The sequence below is a fragment of the Mesorhizobium sp. M0500 genome (genome assembly GCF_040321165.1).
Lineage (GTDB): Bacteria > Pseudomonadota > Alphaproteobacteria > Rhizobiales > Rhizobiaceae > Mesorhizobium.
Genome location: NZ_JAMYRB010000044.1, coordinates 1 through 15,216, shown reverse-complemented (window position 1 = coordinate 15,216; position 15,216 = coordinate 1). Strand labels below are relative to the sequence as shown.

General features: G+C 59.4%; 14 protein-coding genes. 5 read left to right on the top strand and 9 right to left on the bottom strand.

All coding sequences use genetic code 11. The features are described 5' to 3' along the window. The first annotated feature begins 84 nt into the window (after positions 1 to 84). Positions 85 to 1,146, top strand: a complete 1,062-nt coding sequence (locus tag NKI70_RS32215; RefSeq protein WP_023680285.1) for an ABC transporter permease subunit — start codon at positions 85 to 87, stop codon at positions 1,144 to 1,146. Further along, complete coding sequence (locus NKI70_RS32210) at positions 1,139 to 1,894, top strand: ATP-binding cassette domain-containing protein (protein ID WP_023680286.1); 756 nt, start codon at positions 1,139 to 1,141, stop codon at positions 1,892 to 1,894. Before NKI70_RS32215 ends, NKI70_RS32210 begins: the two co-directional genes overlap by 8 nt. Positions 1,895 to 1,973: 79 nt before the next feature. Here NKI70_RS32210 and NKI70_RS32205 read toward each other — a convergent pair whose 3' ends face one another. From NKI70_RS32205 to NKI70_RS32175, 7 genes are all read right to left on the bottom strand, one after another. Then, positions 1,974 to 2,180: a hypothetical protein gene (locus NKI70_RS32205; protein ID WP_023680287.1), complete on the bottom strand. Its 207-nt coding sequence runs from the start codon at positions 2,178 to 2,180 to the stop codon at positions 1,974 to 1,976. 446 nt (positions 2,181 to 2,626) lie between these two features. After that, positions 2,627 to 3,472, bottom strand: coding sequence for a carbohydrate ABC transporter permease (locus NKI70_RS32200; RefSeq protein WP_352524729.1), 846 nt, complete (start codon positions 3,470 to 3,472; stop codon positions 2,627 to 2,629). Between the two features lie 6 nt (positions 3,473 to 3,478). Further along, entirely contained in the window at positions 3,479 to 4,417 is a 939-nt protein-coding gene (locus tag NKI70_RS32195) for a carbohydrate ABC transporter permease (RefSeq protein ID WP_352622030.1), read from the bottom strand. 98 nt (positions 4,418 to 4,515) lie between these two features. After that, positions 4,516 to 5,769: an ABC transporter substrate-binding protein gene (locus tag NKI70_RS32190; protein ID WP_023680291.1), complete on the bottom strand. Its 1,254-nt coding sequence runs from the start codon at positions 5,767 to 5,769 to the stop codon at positions 4,516 to 4,518. Positions 5,770 to 6,395: 626 nt separating this feature from the next. Continuing rightward, complete coding sequence (locus NKI70_RS32185) at positions 6,396 to 7,541, bottom strand: ABC transporter ATP-binding protein (protein ID WP_352700298.1); 1,146 nt, start codon at positions 7,539 to 7,541, stop codon at positions 6,396 to 6,398. A 148-nt stretch (positions 7,542 to 7,689) separates the two neighbouring features. Continuing rightward, entirely contained in the window at positions 7,690 to 8,628 is a 939-nt protein-coding gene (locus NKI70_RS32180) for a PfkB family carbohydrate kinase (protein WP_352571729.1), read from the bottom strand. Between the two features lie 3 nt (positions 8,629 to 8,631). Beyond that, the gene (locus tag NKI70_RS32175) at positions 8,632 to 9,432 is read right to left on the bottom strand and encodes a beta/alpha barrel domain-containing protein (protein ID WP_352457857.1); all 801 of its coding nucleotides are present in this window, start codon (positions 9,430 to 9,432) and stop codon (positions 8,632 to 8,634) included. Positions 9,433 to 9,662: 230 nt separating this feature from the next. Here NKI70_RS32175 and NKI70_RS32170 point away from each other — a divergent pair, with 230 nt between their 5' ends. Next, a complete protein-coding gene (locus NKI70_RS32170; RefSeq protein ID WP_352457858.1) occupies positions 9,663 to 10,424 on the top strand; it encodes a DeoR/GlpR family DNA-binding transcription regulator in 762 nt (253 codons plus the stop codon). Between the two features lie 320 nt (positions 10,425 to 10,744). Continuing rightward, entirely contained in the window at positions 10,745 to 11,767 is a 1,023-nt protein-coding gene (locus tag NKI70_RS32165) for a LacI family DNA-binding transcriptional regulator (protein ID WP_352571730.1), read from the top strand. Here the strand turns inward: NKI70_RS32165 and NKI70_RS32160 are convergent. Both NKI70_RS32160 and NKI70_RS32155 read right to left on the bottom strand, forming a co-directional pair. After that, the gene (locus tag NKI70_RS32160) at positions 11,748 to 12,722 is read right to left on the bottom strand and encodes an alpha/beta hydrolase (RefSeq protein ID WP_352726152.1); all 975 of its coding nucleotides are present in this window, start codon (positions 12,720 to 12,722) and stop codon (positions 11,748 to 11,750) included. The two genes, NKI70_RS32165 and NKI70_RS32160, sit on opposite strands and share 20 nt — an antisense overlap. Positions 12,723 to 12,738: 16 nt before the next feature. After that, on the bottom strand, positions 12,739 to 13,887 hold the full coding sequence (locus tag NKI70_RS32155) for a Gfo/Idh/MocA family protein (protein ID WP_352622022.1): 1,149 nt from the start codon (positions 13,885 to 13,887) through the stop codon (positions 12,739 to 12,741). Between the two features lie 495 nt (positions 13,888 to 14,382). Here NKI70_RS32155 and NKI70_RS32150 point away from each other — a divergent pair. Next, positions 14,383 to 15,216, top strand: an 834-nt coding sequence (locus NKI70_RS32150) for a sugar phosphate isomerase/epimerase family protein (protein WP_352726154.1), incomplete at its 3' end; no start/stop codon positions are given.

Sequence of the window (15,216 nt, the reverse complement as noted above, 5' to 3'; positions counted from 1 at the left end):
CCCCTTCCGGCTTGCCGGGAGGAGACCAGCGCCGGGTCTCTGGGACCCTGTTGACGGAGGCCGCGCTGCGGATCGGATGTGTCAATGACTTCAACATCACCAACCGAGCAGAGCGAAACCCATGTCGCCCCTCAGGCCGACCATGGTGATCCGGCCAGGACCTGGCTCGGACGCATCGCCGAAGGGCGCGCCTGGCTGTTTCTCGCCGGCCTGATCATCTGTTTCGAGGTTTGGTCGAGGGCCTCCTTCGGCGCGACCTTCGTGCTCAATCCGTTCAACGTGCAATCCATTGCGATATTTGCCGTGGCGCCGTTGCTGCTTGCGACCGGACAGACATTCGTCATCATTTCGGGAGGCATCGACCTCTCGCTGGGCTTCATCATGGGCCTTGCTGCTGTTGTTGCGGCCCATGCCACGAATCTGGCTGGCGCCGCCATGCCGGTGCCTCTGGCCATGATGGTGGGCATTCTGGCGGCCGTGATCGTCGCGGGAGTCCCTGGCATGATCAACGGCTTGCTGATCTCGCGCCTCAGAATTCCGCCCTTCATCGGCACGCTTGGCATGTTTGGCGTGGCGCGCGGCGCTGCTTTCCTGCTCGCCGGCGGCACGACGGTGCCGGTCCAGAATTCCTGGTTCGCGCTGCTCGGCAACGGCAGGTTCTACGGTGTGCCTTATCTCGTCATCATTGCAGCCGTTTTCGTCGTCGCGATGCACTACATCCTGAGCCAGACCCGGTTCGGCCAGCATAACTACGCCATCGGCGCCAATGTGCAGGCGGCTCGTCGTGCCGGCATCGACATCAGAGGCCATATCCTGCGCCTCTATGTGCTTTCGGCGATGTGCGCAGGCCTCGGTGGCGCCCTCTATGCAGCGCGCTTCACCGCGGGCGCGGCCCAGGCCGGCGAGCCGTTGCTGCTCGACAGCGTCGCAGCCGTCGTGATCGGCGGCGCCAGCCTGTTCGGTGGATCGGGCACGATCTTCGGGACGGTCGCCGGTGCGCTGGTGATCGCGGTCATTCAGTACGGGCTGGTTTTCGTCAATGTCGAGCCGTTCTGGCAGTTCATCGCCGTCGGCGTCGTCATCATCATTTCCGTTCTCATCGACCAGGCGCAGCGCCGGTTCAGTGGAGCCCGTCAGGATGAATAGCCCAGGCCAGACCACCCCCCTCCTGGAAGTCCGGAATCTTTCCAAGCACTTCGGCGCCGTCCGGGCGCTCAACGATTTCTCCATGGTCGTGCGGCCGGGCGAAGTGGTGGCCCTGGCGGGCGACAACGGCGCCGGCAAGACCACGCTGATCAAGGCGATATCGGGCGTCTTTCAGCCGACGGGCGGTGAAATTCTGCTGAGGGGTCAGCCGGTGACATTTGCGACGCCGCATGAGGCGCGCGAAAAAGGCATCGAAACCATCTATCAGGATCTCGCTCTCGCCGACAATTTGTCCATCGGCGCCAATATCTTCCTTGGCCGTGAACCCATGCGCAAGGCCTTCGGTTTCTTGCCGGTGCTCGATCGCAAGGCCATGGCCGTCGCCGCCAAGAAGACCATGGGGCGATTGGACTTCCATGTCAGCCGGCTCGATGCCCCGGTCAGCAATTTCTCCGGCGGTCAACGGCAGGCTGTTGCCATCGGCCGGGCCGTCTATTGGGACGCGCAGATCCTGATCATGGACGAACCGACCGCGGCCCTCGGCGTGCCCGAACAGCGCAAGGTCATTTCGCTCATCCACCAACTCAAGGCCCAGGGCAGGGGCGTAATCTTCATCTCGCACAATTTGCTGGATATTTTCGCCGTGTCCGACCGCATCATCGTGCTGCGGCGCGGCGTCCAGGCCGGCGAGCGCAAGATATCGGAAACCAACCATGACGAAGTCGTCAAGCTGATGGTTGGCGGATAGACCGCGAGCCGGAAAGCGTAGACCCGCCAGCCGGGAGCCAATGCAATCTCCTCGTAGGATCTACCCTAAAAGGGCAGCTTCAGCGCATAATCCCCGTAGTCTGTTTCATGCGATCAATGATCTCCGCCATCAGCGCCAAGTCGCGACGAGAGTCCGCGAGATCGGTCAGAGGTTTGGTGCCGTCCATGATGTGGCGATGGAAGCTTTCGAGCTCATTGGAGAAGGCATCGCCATAGAGCGGCCCGTATGTCCGCGTCACAGGACCGCCGACGCCGGCTTTCGTCACTTCCAGCCGCGCTGATCGATGCCTTGTCCGCGTTTCCGCATGTTTTATAAAAATTTGACACGCGTCAAGATTTAAAATGGTGTGCCGCGGGTTTTGATGTGCTGCATTGCAGCAGACCGGTGTCGAGCTATCGCGGCATCAGATGGCGAAATCGACAAGGCAGGGGATGCCGAGGCCAGGCTAGAAGCCGGCTTGGTCAGCAGTCGGATTCAACTTCCGAGTGCGCCACTCAGGTCGACGGCAGCGGCGTCAGCGCCGGGCCATCGGGGCGAAACAGTTGGGAAACCGCGGGAGAGATGTCGAGCGCGATCAGTCGCCGCCTTCGGCCTGCACGACCCTCGACGTGCAGGATTTGGCATAGCGCTGGCGCTGTCAAAGACCGGACCTTCGGGGCCGGAATGGGTTGATGTGTTCAGCAGCGAACAGCGAACTGGCAGTCAGTTTGCTCAGCTCTTCACCGACCCGGCGGCCAGGCCCGCGAGGAAGTAACGTTGTGCAATCAGATACAGGATCAGAAGCGGGAGTGATCCCAGCACGCTCATCGCCATCATCTCGTTCCATTCGAACGCATGTTGGCCCATAAGCAACTCGATACCGATCGGAACGGTCCGCATGTCCGTCGACTTCGTCAAAGTAAGCGCAAAAAGGAACTCGTTCCACGCCAACAGAAACGTATAGACCGCGGTCGCGACGACGCCGGGGACTGAAAGAGGGATAATCACACGCCATAGCGCTGTCCAACTTGACCCCCCATCGACCAGCACTGCCTCATCGAGTTCCTTTGGCAGGGTATTGAGATAGCCGGTCATCAGAAGGATTGCGTAAGGCAGGGTGAATACCATGTAGGTTAGAATCAGCGCGAAATAGGTGTTGAAAATGCCGAAGGCGACGACCATGCCGAAATAGGGAATCAGAAGCGTGATCGGCGGTACGGTCTGTGTGCTGATGATGAAGACGTTAAGCGTATTCTTAAGCCGGAATGAATAGCGGCTGAAGCCATAGGCCGTCAGAATGGCGATCAGTAACGTCAGAAGGGTTACCACTCCCGCGACCAGATAGCTGTTGAGAAAGAAGCGCACCTTGGTCGGATCATTGAAGATCGAAAGATAGGCCACGTTCGTGAAATGGTCGGGCAACAGTCTCGGCGGCAGGGCAAAGATCTCGGTGTTCGATTTCAACGAAGTGAAAAACATCCACAGGATTGGAAAGCCTGCAAAGACCAGACCGGCCGCGAGCCCGAGATATGTCAGTACGGTCGGCAAAACGGTGTTTTTGAAGGAGCGCTTTGCCATTGCCGGTCACCTGGCCTTCTGGTGTTTGATGTAGAAGTAAGTCGCGCCCATCGAGATGATCAAGATGAAGATCGCGCTCGCCGAAGCCTGTGAAAATTCGTAACTCGAAAACGCAAGCTTATAGGTATACGTGCTCAGCACCTCGGTCGAATGGATCGGTCCACCGCCCGTTGTCATCCAGACCAGGGGGAAGACTTGCATCGTCCAGATGAAATCCAGCAGGGCGATGCTGATGATGATCGGCATCAGCTGCGGGATCGTGATGTACCGAAACTTTTGGAACTCATTGGCGCCATCGATGCCGGCGGCTTCGTAAAGGTCCTTGGGGATGCCCTGGAGACCGGCGAGCAAGCTGACCATATATAGAGGGTATCCCGCCCAGATGTTCGCAAACGTCAATGCATGGATCGCGGTTTTCGTCGAGGAGAACCACTCGACCTTGAAGTTGACGATATGGAGCGTCATCAAAATGCTGTTGACCACGCCATTGGGATCCAAAAGCAGCCGCCAGATGATCGCGATGATGACTGCCGTAAAGAGCCATGGCAAAATGTAGAGAACACGCAGGATGCTTCTAATCATCGGAGGGACGCGTTGGGTGTTCAGCAATAGGGCGAAGGCCAGGCCGATTAGAAGGTGGAAAATGACGCTCATCACCGTGAAATAGAGGGTCTGCCCGACCGACTGCCAGAAGACTGGATCTGTGAAGATCGTCTCGTAGTTCTGCAACCCTATGAAAGCAGCGTCCTTTTTCATGATTGCGCCGTCCATCAGCGAATAGCGCAGGACCGTGATCATGGGAAACAGCATTAGTAGACAAAACAAAAACGTGGCGGGTGCCACATAAAACAGCGGAGTGAGCCGCTTTCTCGTCTTGTAAGAAAGCATGCCACGCTTGCGCATTTTCGTTCGCGCGACGATCAAACCTTCGTTGGCGAGGCTCATGAGGTACAATCCGCTTGGTCATCGACCGTATGGTCCGGTTCCGATGCAGCGGCAGCGCGATAGATCTTATCGCGCTGCCGAATTGTCTGAAGCGGCGCCTACTTGGCGAAGTCAACCAACCACTGCTTTTGCGTGTTGGCAGCGGCCTCCTTTGCGGTTTGCTGGCCGTCGAACATCTTTTGCACTTCGACGTTCATGTCGCGCATCAGGTCTTCGGCCACCGGCAAGCCCACGAATTCATTGGCCAAGTGACCGCTTTGGAAGATCTTGAAGGCTTCCTCGAACAGCGGGTCCGATTTCGAGAAGTCAGGCTTCGCTTGCACGTTGCCCGGAAAGGCATTTGCGAGCGATACCAGGCGGCCGTTCACTTCCGGGCTCATCAGATATTCAACAAGCTTCCAGGCTTCTGCCTTATGCTCGGTGCTGTTGCTAATGCCGATGCCCCAAGAGGCATAGGGCAGTCCGCGCTTACCCGTATAGCCGTCGACCGCAGGAAGCGCAGAGATACCGAACTTGAGATTGGGGTTACGCTGGCGGATAAGATTGATATGAGCCAGCGAGTCGATCATCATTCCGACACGGCCGTTGACGAACTCTTCGACCTTGTCCTGTTCCTTCTTGGCAAAGATGCCTGGCGATATGACGCCGGCGTCCTGTAGCGACTTGACGTATTCGAGTGTACCGACCACGGCCTCATTTTCCACGTCGGGCTTGCCGTCCTTGAGCATCGATGCTCCGGAAGCCCAGACCCAAGACATCACGTCGTTCTGGATGCCGCCGGGGTTTTGCAGCGATAGCGGCAGCACCCACCCGTACTCGTTCTTGTCCGCATTGGTCATCTTCTTCGCGGCAGCGGCGAATTCTGTGCGGTTGGCCGGCATCTTGTCGACACCAGCAGCCTTGGCCAGATCGAGGTTGACGAAGACCGGGTATACGAACGAGGCGAGCGGGAACATGACGCTTTGGCCGTTGACCTTGATGATGTCAGCGATCTGGCTCTGATCATATTTGGCGTCAGCCATCAGGCTGTCCATGGAAGCGATTGCGCCCTGCTTTGCAAGGCCATTGACCCATGCTCCGTCCAGGCCGACGACGTCGCTGAGCGTCCCCGACGCGGCGCCGACTACGATCTGATCATGGGTGGCGGAATAGGGACCGCTGACGAGCGTCACCTTGATACCAGGGTTTTTGGCTTCGAAGTCGTCCATGATGCTACGCAGAGCACCGGCGGGCATTTCCGGCTCCCACCATTGGATGAATTCGAGATTGGTCTCAGCAAAGGCGCAGGTAGCAGACAGTGCCCAGACAGCCACAGCGGACGTGGCCGCAGCAATATATCTTCTGACGTTCATGTTTTCCTCCTAGGAGCGACGTTTGGCTCGATCCTCCCGATCGCGATCAAACTAGGTTCTTTTCCGGGTCTTTGTGTCAATCAAGAACTGCAATCGTGAAAAATGGGTAGGATGCCGGGACGTTATGACTGAATGTAAGCCATTGATTGGTATATGGTTTTCTTAAGTTCTCTGGCGGTAGTTTTTCCCTTGTGCACATTGCTTGTGCCGCTTTCTTTCTCTATTTTCGTAAACAAATGAAAGCCACTCCCCTAAAAAGAAAACAAATGAAAGTCGTATATTCGAAGAGAAAAAACGCCATTCGGTGGGGTCGCGCGCTCGCGTAGACGTCGCAATTCAGAGGCGTTCAGGCGATCGTTTTGGTTGTCGATGACAGGGTGCCGCCGGGCACAAGACGATCTCCACCTCCGGTGGAAAAATCGGCTGTCGCGCGCTGAACCGATGTCGAGCAAAGTCTCACCAATTGCCAACGAAGACGGCCCGAGCTGTGATGGGCGAGCGAGAACTGGTCGGATTGCCCAGGAGAGCGAAGCCAGCGTCTACCGTCACCTACGCAAATGGACCAGAAGACGGAAGCGACATTTGCGCCTCCGTCCCTTTAGCCGGGTCAACCATCGCGGACCACGCTAGATTGTGAGGTGCGTCTGGGGATCGAAGAAGTGCAACTTGGCCGCATCGATCGCCAGATCAATCAACGCGCCCGGCCGGACCGCGCTGACGGCTTCAAACCTCGCTACGACATTTGCTGCGCCGCTTAGATCTTCAACAGCATCTGGGTCGCCAGAATCGATTCGAACCGCGTCGACCTTCAAATGAACGATAAGCTCGGATCCCAATTCCTCTGTCGTCTTCACGATGGCCGGTAGAGTGGCATGTCGCGATCCCGATTCCAGACTGCCGTCGTAAAGATCCTCGGGGCGTATGCCGAAAATGAGCGTCTTGCCTTCGAAGGCGCTCAGACCAGGAGAGCGCTCAAACGCACTCGTCGGCACCGGTATCGAAAAGGTCGGCAGGTTGATCCTGCCATTGTGCAAACGGCCTTCGAACAGGTTCATCGACGGCGAGCCGATGAAACCCGCGACGAAGGCATTGACTGGTCGATTATACAGCGTCTTTGGCGTGTCGACCTGCTGAAGGACACCGCCTTTCAAGACCGCAACCCGGTCGCCCATGGTCAAGGCTTCGGTCTGATCGTGTGTTACATAAATCGTGGTCACCCCCAGCTGTCTTTGCAGGCTGACAATTTCCGCGCGCATTTGCACGCGCAGCTTGGCATCGAGGTTTGACAAGGGTTCATCCATGAGAAAGGCTGCCGGTTCGCGCACCATCGCGCGCCCCATGGCGACCCTCTGGCGTTGTCCGCCAGACAGCGCGGCCGGCTTACTGTCGAGCAGCGTGTGCAGCTGCAGGGTCTTTGCTATTTCATGGACGCGCTTCGTCCGCTCGGCCTTGCTCTTCCCCGCAAGCTTCATCGAAAAGCCTATGTTGTCGAACACTGTCATATGCGGATAAAGGGCATAGTTCTGAAAGACCATCGCAATATCCCGGTCCTTCGGCGCTAGGTCCTCAACATTCTCTCCACCAATGGTCAGGGTTCCGCTGCTGATCTCCTCCAGCCCCGCGATCATGCGCAAGGCTGTCGATTTTCCGCATCCCGACGGGCCAACGAGAATGAGGAACTCGCCGTCGTTTATCGTCAGGCTAAGATCCTTGATGGCTTGGAATTTCGTCCCGTAGGTCTTGCAAATTTTGTCCAACACAACAACAGCCACGTCACATCCTCCCTATTGTCAGCGCTACCTAAACATCGAATAGCCTCCGCGCGGCGCGACTGCAGATCGAACCGGCATTGCTATCTGCGCGGTTAACCGCGCGCCTCGGACGTCCCACCAGCAGCGGCAATATCCGAGTGATGAATTCTCAGTCTGGCGACGTAATCGGTATGGGCACAGGTGCATTTTCTTTCGCCATCCACGCGACACAGGCGTTGTGATCCGGCAGAGCCATGCGGCCACCCCGGCCCGTCACTGAGATCGCGGCCGCGGCAGTTGCATAAACAGCGCAGGCGACAGGCTGCTTTCCCTGCGTAAGGGCGAAGGCATAGGCGCCATGAAAACAATCCCCCGCGCCGGTCGTGTCCACTGCCCTGACCTTGTAGGCCGGAACGTGCCACAAAACGACATCGTCCTTTTGCCGGATATAGGCTCCTCGATCGCCTTCGGTTAACACGACCGCGGAGCGGTCATCTGACCACAGCTTGCGCAGGATCGCTGTCGCCTTGGCCTCGCCAGTATAGGTTTGGGCAAATTTCAGAGGCAATACCAGGTGATTTGACAGGCGGATCAATCGTTCGGTCGCAGGTCCGACAGTCCACTCAATATCGGCCACCACCGCCAGACCCAGCTTACGGGCACGAGCAACAATCATGTCAGCGTGCGTGGCGTAACCGTCGATCAGCAGCACCTGGGCTTGCGCAAGGACGCTATCGGCCAGCGCATCGGAGGTCCCGTGCGGCACATCATCATCATAGGCGATGAACCTGTCACCATCGGGCGCGACCGTAATAACCGACCGGATCGGCTTGGCATCGGCACGACGTGGCGCGAAAGATATGTCGACGCCGTGTCGTTCAAGCTCGTGGGCGCCGACATCCGTAAGTGGCTGATCACTCAGCCAGCCGATGAAACCGGCACGCCCCCCCAGCTTGGCGACAGCAACGAGTGCCGTCGCCACATTGCCGCCGTGGTCCTTCGTGCGATTTGTCACCTTCCCTTTGCCAGCACCCAGCGGGCTGTCGACATAGATGATGTCGTCAATCGCCAAGGCTCCGAAGCCCAAAACCTGCAGATTGCCGGTCACAGCTCACGTGCCCGCAGCCGCCAAAGCGTCTTGCGGTGCCATCCCATCGTGAATGACGCACTTGAATGCACGCGCTGCCATCGTGGTGTCACCGTGCCCCCACAGATTGCGCCCCACGACGGCACCCTTCGCACCGGCGCGCAGGGCTTCAGACGTCTGGGTGAGAGCGCCCAGAAGATCCTCGGTCTTCGGACCGCCGGCGATAACGATGGGAACCGGGCAAGTTGCCACGGTTTCCTTGAATGAGTCGAAGTCCCCGGTGTATCCGACCTTGATCACGTCAACACCGGTCTCAAAACCAATCCGCACTGCGTAGGCGATTTCGTCGGGGGTGAAGACGATCTTGCAGCCGTTTGAATAGTCGCGGGGATAAACATGTGCAACGACCGGCATTTCGAAACGAGCAGCCGCGTTGACCGTATCGGTAAGCCAACGAATGTAGTGACCCTCGGTATCGCCCCGCACCGGAATGGCGACCGCCAGCGCATCGGCACCATAGCGCACTGCATCTTCGGGCGTCGCGATCAACTGACTGATCCGATCGTCGGGCGTAAAGCATCCCGCCTGAATGACCAGCGCTGCCTTGCCGGCGTAAGCCGGCCACAAATGACGCGCCGCACCAGGCTGAATGCTGATGTAATCTGGCTCTCCGGCCATCACCCGCTTGAGCGCGCCGGGCAGATCCGCAAGGCCTCCCTCGCGGACGTTGCCGTACCCTACGAAATGGTCGACGGCACCACCGAACAGGTTCCCAGATCGATGCGAGAACAGCCGCGACAAGCGAATTTTAGTTCCAAGGCCCATATCAGTGCAGTCCCTTCGCAATTGTTGATCTGACGTTGAGGACCCTAACTCGAAAGCAAAACAATATTCAATATTTCGATTTCTTTCGTTTCGATATAGGTTGCAACTGCAACGGCTAGCGTTCGCTGCGGTGAGGCGGTATCCCTCGAATTCTCAAACGCAGGCCGGTTTCCTATTCGATTTTCGAAAGGTTGGCGTGCAGTTATCCAAACAGCAATTCGGGGTTACACATGCTTGCGGAACAACGGCGACATCAGATCATGCTCGCGCTTCAGCGGACCGGCCAGGCGCGTACCAGCCAACTGGCGGAAAACTTCGGCGTCTCCGAGGTGACCATCAGGTCCGACCTGGAAATTCTGGATGCAAAAAAGCAGTTGATCAAAACGCATGGCGGTGCGATCGCCTTGCCCGCTGATTCGCCCGCGGCGGCCTTCGAAGAGCGGATGTCTCGCAATTTCGATGCCAAACGGCGTATCGCGCAGATGGCGGCGCGCCAGATCATAGACAACCAGTCCGTGGTGTTCGACAGCGGCTCGACGTTGCTGCAGGTCGCAATGCAGATGCCCCCGGTCAACAATGTGGTAGTAGCCACAACCGCGATGAACATTGCACAGCATCTGATGTATCGCCCTGGGCTGGACGTGCATATGATAGGCGGTCGGGTCTATCCCTCGACGGTCAGCACGATCGTGTCGGATTTTGATAGGGCTGTGGGCGGCCTTGTGGCCCACCAAGCGTTCCTCAGCGCGCATGCGATCGATCAGTCATTCGATGTCGTCGATGTCTCAGAAGACATTGCGCGCACAAAACGCAATCTGGTTCGTATGGCCAGGCGCGTGATCCTTGTGGCGGATTCAAGCAAATGGGATATTGGCGCCTCATCTAAGGCATTTTCGTTGTCACGTGTCGATCTGATCATCACCGACACCGCTATGCCCTTTGGGATTCGCAGTCGATTGGACAAGCTGGGAGTCGAAGTGCGCTATGTCTAGGTGCCTTCCGGATTGTGGTGCTCAGAATTGGCAGCTCGTCCCATTGGCAACCGAGTCCCTAGGCCCCGACTCGGACGGCCCTCTCGGCCGCGTGCAATTCTGCCTGGCGGCAACCGATATCCGGAGTCAATTAGGCTTGTACTTTTCGCGTTAACTAATAAATTTACGCGTGAAACAAATTCAGCGATACGCGTTGAAACTGCTGAAGCCCTCTGTAAACTTTTGCGTTGCCGTTGCACGGCAGCGCACCGTATGCGGGTGCCCTGGGGCAGCGCTTAGGGCAACCCCGTGATTGGATGTCCAGAACGCGAGGCGTTTGAATGCCGACGACGCACAAGACGATGGATGATTTTGCCCGCTCTTGCGGCGTCTCCAGGCCGACGCTGTCGAAATATTTCGACGATCCGACCAGCGTCAAGCCAGCGACACGGCAGCGTATCGAAGAGGCGCTGCGCTCGTCCGACTACCAGCCCAATCTGTTTGCACGCAACCTGAACCGCAAGCGGACCCGCAGCATCGGCATCATGGTGCCGACAGTGGCCGACCCCTTTTATTCGGAGATGGTCAGCCGCATCGAACTAAGGCTGCGCGACGAAGGCTACTGGCCGATCGTGATCTCCTCGCACGGCTCGCGCGAGCTCGAAGTGGAGGCAACGCGAACCATCCTGTCGTTGAAGGTCTCCGGTGCACTCATCGCGCCGCTCGGCCTGCGCTCGGACCACCGCACGCTGGAGAAGCTGACGCAGGCCATACCGGTGGTCTATTTCGACACCTATCTCGAAGGCGGAACGCCGTTCGTCGGCAACAACAATGCCCAGAGCGTCTCGACCATCGTCGAGTATCTGTGCCGGTCCGGCGACGCCCCGGTCTATTTCGATATCCCGCACGTCAACCACAACTCGCCAGAACGACTGAAAAGCTATATCGCTTCTATGAAGCGGCTCGGGCATGAGCCTGTCGTCATCGGCAACACCGACGACTACACATGGGATTTCGAACGGATCGGCTACGAGCAAATGGAAAAAATGCTCGGCAATGGCGGCCTGTCGGGCAAGACCATTCTGTGCAACAACGACCGTCTCGCCTTCGGCGTGATGGCGGCCGCCTACGCGCAAGGCCTCAAGGTCGGTCGCAAGGCCGACTGCGACCTGCGTGTCGCAGCTCATGACGATCACCCGCTGAGCCGCTACACATGTCCAGGCCTCACCACCATGGCGCAGGACTTCGCCGCCATGGCGGGATATAGCGTCGAGACGCTGCTGGCCCTGCTGAACGAGGATGGAGCTGAGGTTGCCGCTAAGGTCAATCTCGACGCGACGCTGGTTATGCGTCAATCGGCCTGAGCTTTCCATCGAAGCCGCGCCACGCGGCAACCGCCGCGCCGACGGCTTGCCGCGAGGCCGGACCATGGCGGCCCATCGAGACAAAGCCGTGGATCTGGCCAGGCCAGCGCCTCAGCACGACAGGCACGCCGTCATCTTGCAGACGCTTTGCGTAAGCCTCACCCTCGTCAACGAGAATGTCATGACCGGCGATCGCGACAAAGGCTGGTGCTGCGCCGGCAAGGCTGGCGACCTTCAGCGGCGACACGCGCCAGTCGTCGATATCCCCGGCATGGTTGACATAGTGGTCGCGGAACCAGGCCATCGTTGCCGCGGTGAGACCATAGCCCTCAGCAAAACGGCGATAGCTGTCCGCTGTCTGCGAGGCATCCGTGTTCGGATAGAACAGCAATTGCACGGTCGGCGGATTCTTGCTCCCACGCACCATCAGGCACAGCACCGCAGCGAGATTGCCACCGGCGCGGGCGCCGGCGACAGCGATCCGCTCCGCGTCGATGCCGAGATCGTCGGCCGCACTTTGCATGAAGGCAAATGCTGCGCGACAATCCTCGATGGCGGCCGGGAATTTGTGTTCCGGCGCCAGCCGATAGTCGGGACAGACGACCACACAGGCCGCCATGTTGGCAAACCAGCGGCAGATCTCGTCATGCGAATCGAGATTGCCGATCACCCAGCCGCCGCCATGCAGATAAAGCAACGCTGGGGCACTGGCCAAGGCCGCCCGTCGCCCGTGATAGATCCTGAGCGTCAACGGGCCGCTAGGCCCGTCGATGAAGCGTTCGTTCAGTGAGGCGACCGGCTCGCGTTCACCCTGCAGTGTGGGAAAGCTCTCCTCATAGGCGCGCCGCGCCTCTTCAGGCGTGCCGGCGTCGAACGGCCGCGCGGAAGCCTGTCGGCCGAGGTCGAGCACATGCCGGGCTTCCGGATCGAGAAGTGATGAAAGCAACGTAGCCATCGACTGATCCTACGCCTCAGGCAAGCAGGCTCGTCGCCTCGTCCTCGCCAAGAAGCGGCGGCTGGTCGACCGCCCCGTTGACGGCGACGGACTCGCGGCTTTCTCCCGAAGCGAGGATCGCCTCCATGATCTCCAGCACATGCAAAGCGAGATCGCCGGAGGCGCGGGGTTTTCTGCCCGTCGTCAGCGCATGCGACAGATCGGCGACGCCAAGCATGCGGTAGTTGGCGCGGTCGGGCGCGGCGTAAGGCCAGTTGCGCCCCCCGTAGAGCTCGCTCTCGCTATGGAAGTCGGCCCAGTCGGCGCCGCGTTCCGAAAGCGATACGGTGCCGCCGAACGTGTCAGGATCGGGCAGGCGCAGTGAGCCTTCCGTGCCGTGCAGTTCGATAGGGTGATTGGAGTGTCTGAAGACATCCCAGGAGGCTCCGAAGGTGACGGTGGCGCCCGATCGGAACTCCAGCAGCGATAGGATGTTGGTCGGCGTGCCGACCTTGAAACTGGTGTTCCTGTAGGGACCTTCGGCAGTGATAAGGCGCACTTCCTGTCCCCGAGTCGCCATCGCCATCACGCGTGCCACCGGCCCAAGCAGGTTGACCAGCATGGTCAGGTAATAGGGGCCCATGTCGAAGATTGGGCCGGCGCCCGGCTGATAGTAAAATTGCGGATTGGGATGCCAGTGCTCCATGCCGCGCCCCATCATGAAGGCGGTGCCGGTGACGGCGCGGCCGATCGCGCCCTCGTCCATCAGGCGGCGCGCCCGCCGTCCGGCTGCGCCGAGAAAAGTGTCGGGGGCCGAGCCTAGGAGCAGATTGCGCTTCGCCGCCTCGGCGACAAGCCGGCGGCCGTCGCTAGCTGAGGTTGACAGCGGCTTTTCGGTGAAAACATGCTTGCCCGCCGAAAGCGCCGAAAACGAGATGTCGAAATGCGCCGCCGGGACGGTCAGGTTGAGGACAAGGTCGATGTCCGGATCGGCTAGAAGCGTGTCGACGCTGACTGCCCGGATGCCGTATTCGCTGCCGCGCAGTGCCGCCAGTTCGGTGGAAATGTCGGCGCATGCACGCAACTCGAGGCCGCCGAAGAGCGCCGCGTTGCGCAGATAAGTCATCGAGATGTTGCCGCATCCGACAATGCCGATACCGAGCTTAATCTGTGATTTTGCTTGCATTTTCGAGTCTGCCTCCCAACGCGATGACACTTCGGCGGGCCTGCTGAATCGGTGGCGAGCCGCAATCACAGCCCGCTATACAGCACTTTAAATATTGACGCGCGTAAAATTTTTGCAGAACATGCGAAAATGCTGGCGCAACATTGGAGGCCCCAGCCTTCAGGGGAGGAAATGACTGACATGAAAAACGGCCGACCGCCGCTACGAAGCCTGTGGGTCACGTCACCATCGCCGATCGCCGGCAATTTCTCATCGGCGCCGGCATGCTGGGCGCCGCAGCGCTCGACACGGGTCTCGGCATTCGACCGGCGCGGGCGCAATCACGTTCCGAAATCAGCTTGCCAGCGCCGCCTTCTTCGGCAAGGAAACCTTTGGCGACCTAATCAAGGCCTTCAACGAACGGCAGGACCGCAAGGCTAACGCGGGGCGGCATCAAGGAATGAAAGGACGATCGTGAAAGACCTGAAAGTCGGTTGCCAGACCTTTACCTGGGAAATGCTCGGAGAGCGGTTTGCCGGCGGCCCGGACGATCTCTTGAAGGCGATCGCCGATGGCGGCTATGCCGGCATCGAGATCACCGACACGATGATCGGCCGATATGCCGACAAGCCGGCGGAGTTCGCGACCGCGCTCAAGGCGTCAGGCCTGACGCTCGTCTCCTTCGCCTTCGGTTCCAAGAGCGGCTTCACGCTCAAGGAGAAGATCGGCAACGACCTCGAGACCGCGAAGCGATGGATCGACTTCGCTGCTGCCTTTCCGGACACGCTGGTGTCGATGGGCTCGGCGACAGTCGTCTCCGACGGCCCGCGCGACGACAAATTTGCCATCGCCGCGGAGGTCTACAACAAGGCGGGGGAGCTAGGGCGCAAGGCGGGCGTCCAGGTCGCGGTGCATCCGAGTTCGCACCACAACACGCTGCTCTTCGATCGCGCCGACTACGACCGGATCTTTGGGCTGGTCGATCCGTCGCTCGTCGGCTGGGTGCCGGATACCGGCCACATCTTGCGTGGCCATCGGAACATGGCCGATACGCTCACCACCTATCGCGACCGCATCCGCTACGTGCACCTGAAGGATGTCGATGCCAGCGGCACATGGGCGATGCTCGGCAAGGGCGTCTGCGATACCGCGGCGGTGATCGACATCGCCAGTGCAGCGCCACGCTTCAATGGCTGGCTGGTGCTGGAAGAGGAATCCGAGACCGGGGGCGCCCAGGCGGGCGGCCCCGGGCCATACCCCCCCCCGACCGATCGGGGCGAAGGGGGGCGAGGGAGTGGCCCAGGTGCGGCAACGTGTGAGTGTTTGAAAGCGAACAGCCCCAGGCGCGCG

Excerpts from the sequence above, each read along its gene's own strand:
- NKI70_RS32215 (WP_023680285.1), top strand. The coding sequence starts at position 85 with ATGACTTCAACATCACCAACCGAGCAGAGCGAAACCCATGTCGCCCCT.
- NKI70_RS32210 (WP_023680286.1), top strand. The coding sequence starts at position 1,139 with ATGAATAGCCCAGGCCAGACCACCCCCCTCCTGGAAGTCCGGAATCTT.
- NKI70_RS32200 (WP_352524729.1), bottom strand. The coding sequence starts at position 3,472 with ATGGCAAAGCGCTCCTTCAAAAACACCGTTTTGCCGACCGTACTGACA.
- NKI70_RS32195 (WP_352622030.1), bottom strand. The coding sequence starts at position 4,417 with ATGAGCCTCGCCAACGAAGGTTTGATCGTCGCGCGAACGAAAATGCGC.
- NKI70_RS32190 (WP_023680291.1), bottom strand. The coding sequence starts at position 5,769 with ATGAACGTCAGAAGATATATTGCTGCGGCCACGTCCGCTGTGGCTGTC.
- NKI70_RS32175 (WP_352457857.1), bottom strand. The coding sequence starts at position 9,432 with ATGGGCCTTGGAACTAAAATTCGCTTGTCGCGGCTGTTCTCGCATCGA.
- NKI70_RS32170 (WP_352457858.1), top strand. The coding sequence starts at position 9,663 with ATGCTTGCGGAACAACGGCGACATCAGATCATGCTCGCGCTTCAGCGG.
- NKI70_RS32165 (WP_352571730.1), top strand. The coding sequence starts at position 10,745 with ATGCCGACGACGCACAAGACGATGGATGATTTTGCCCGCTCTTGCGGC.
- NKI70_RS32160 (WP_352726152.1), bottom strand. The coding sequence starts at position 12,722 with ATGGCTACGTTGCTTTCATCACTTCTCGATCCGGAAGCCCGGCATGTG.
- NKI70_RS32155 (WP_352622022.1), bottom strand. The coding sequence starts at position 13,887 with ATGCAAGCAAAATCACAGATTAAGCTCGGTATCGGCATTGTCGGATGC.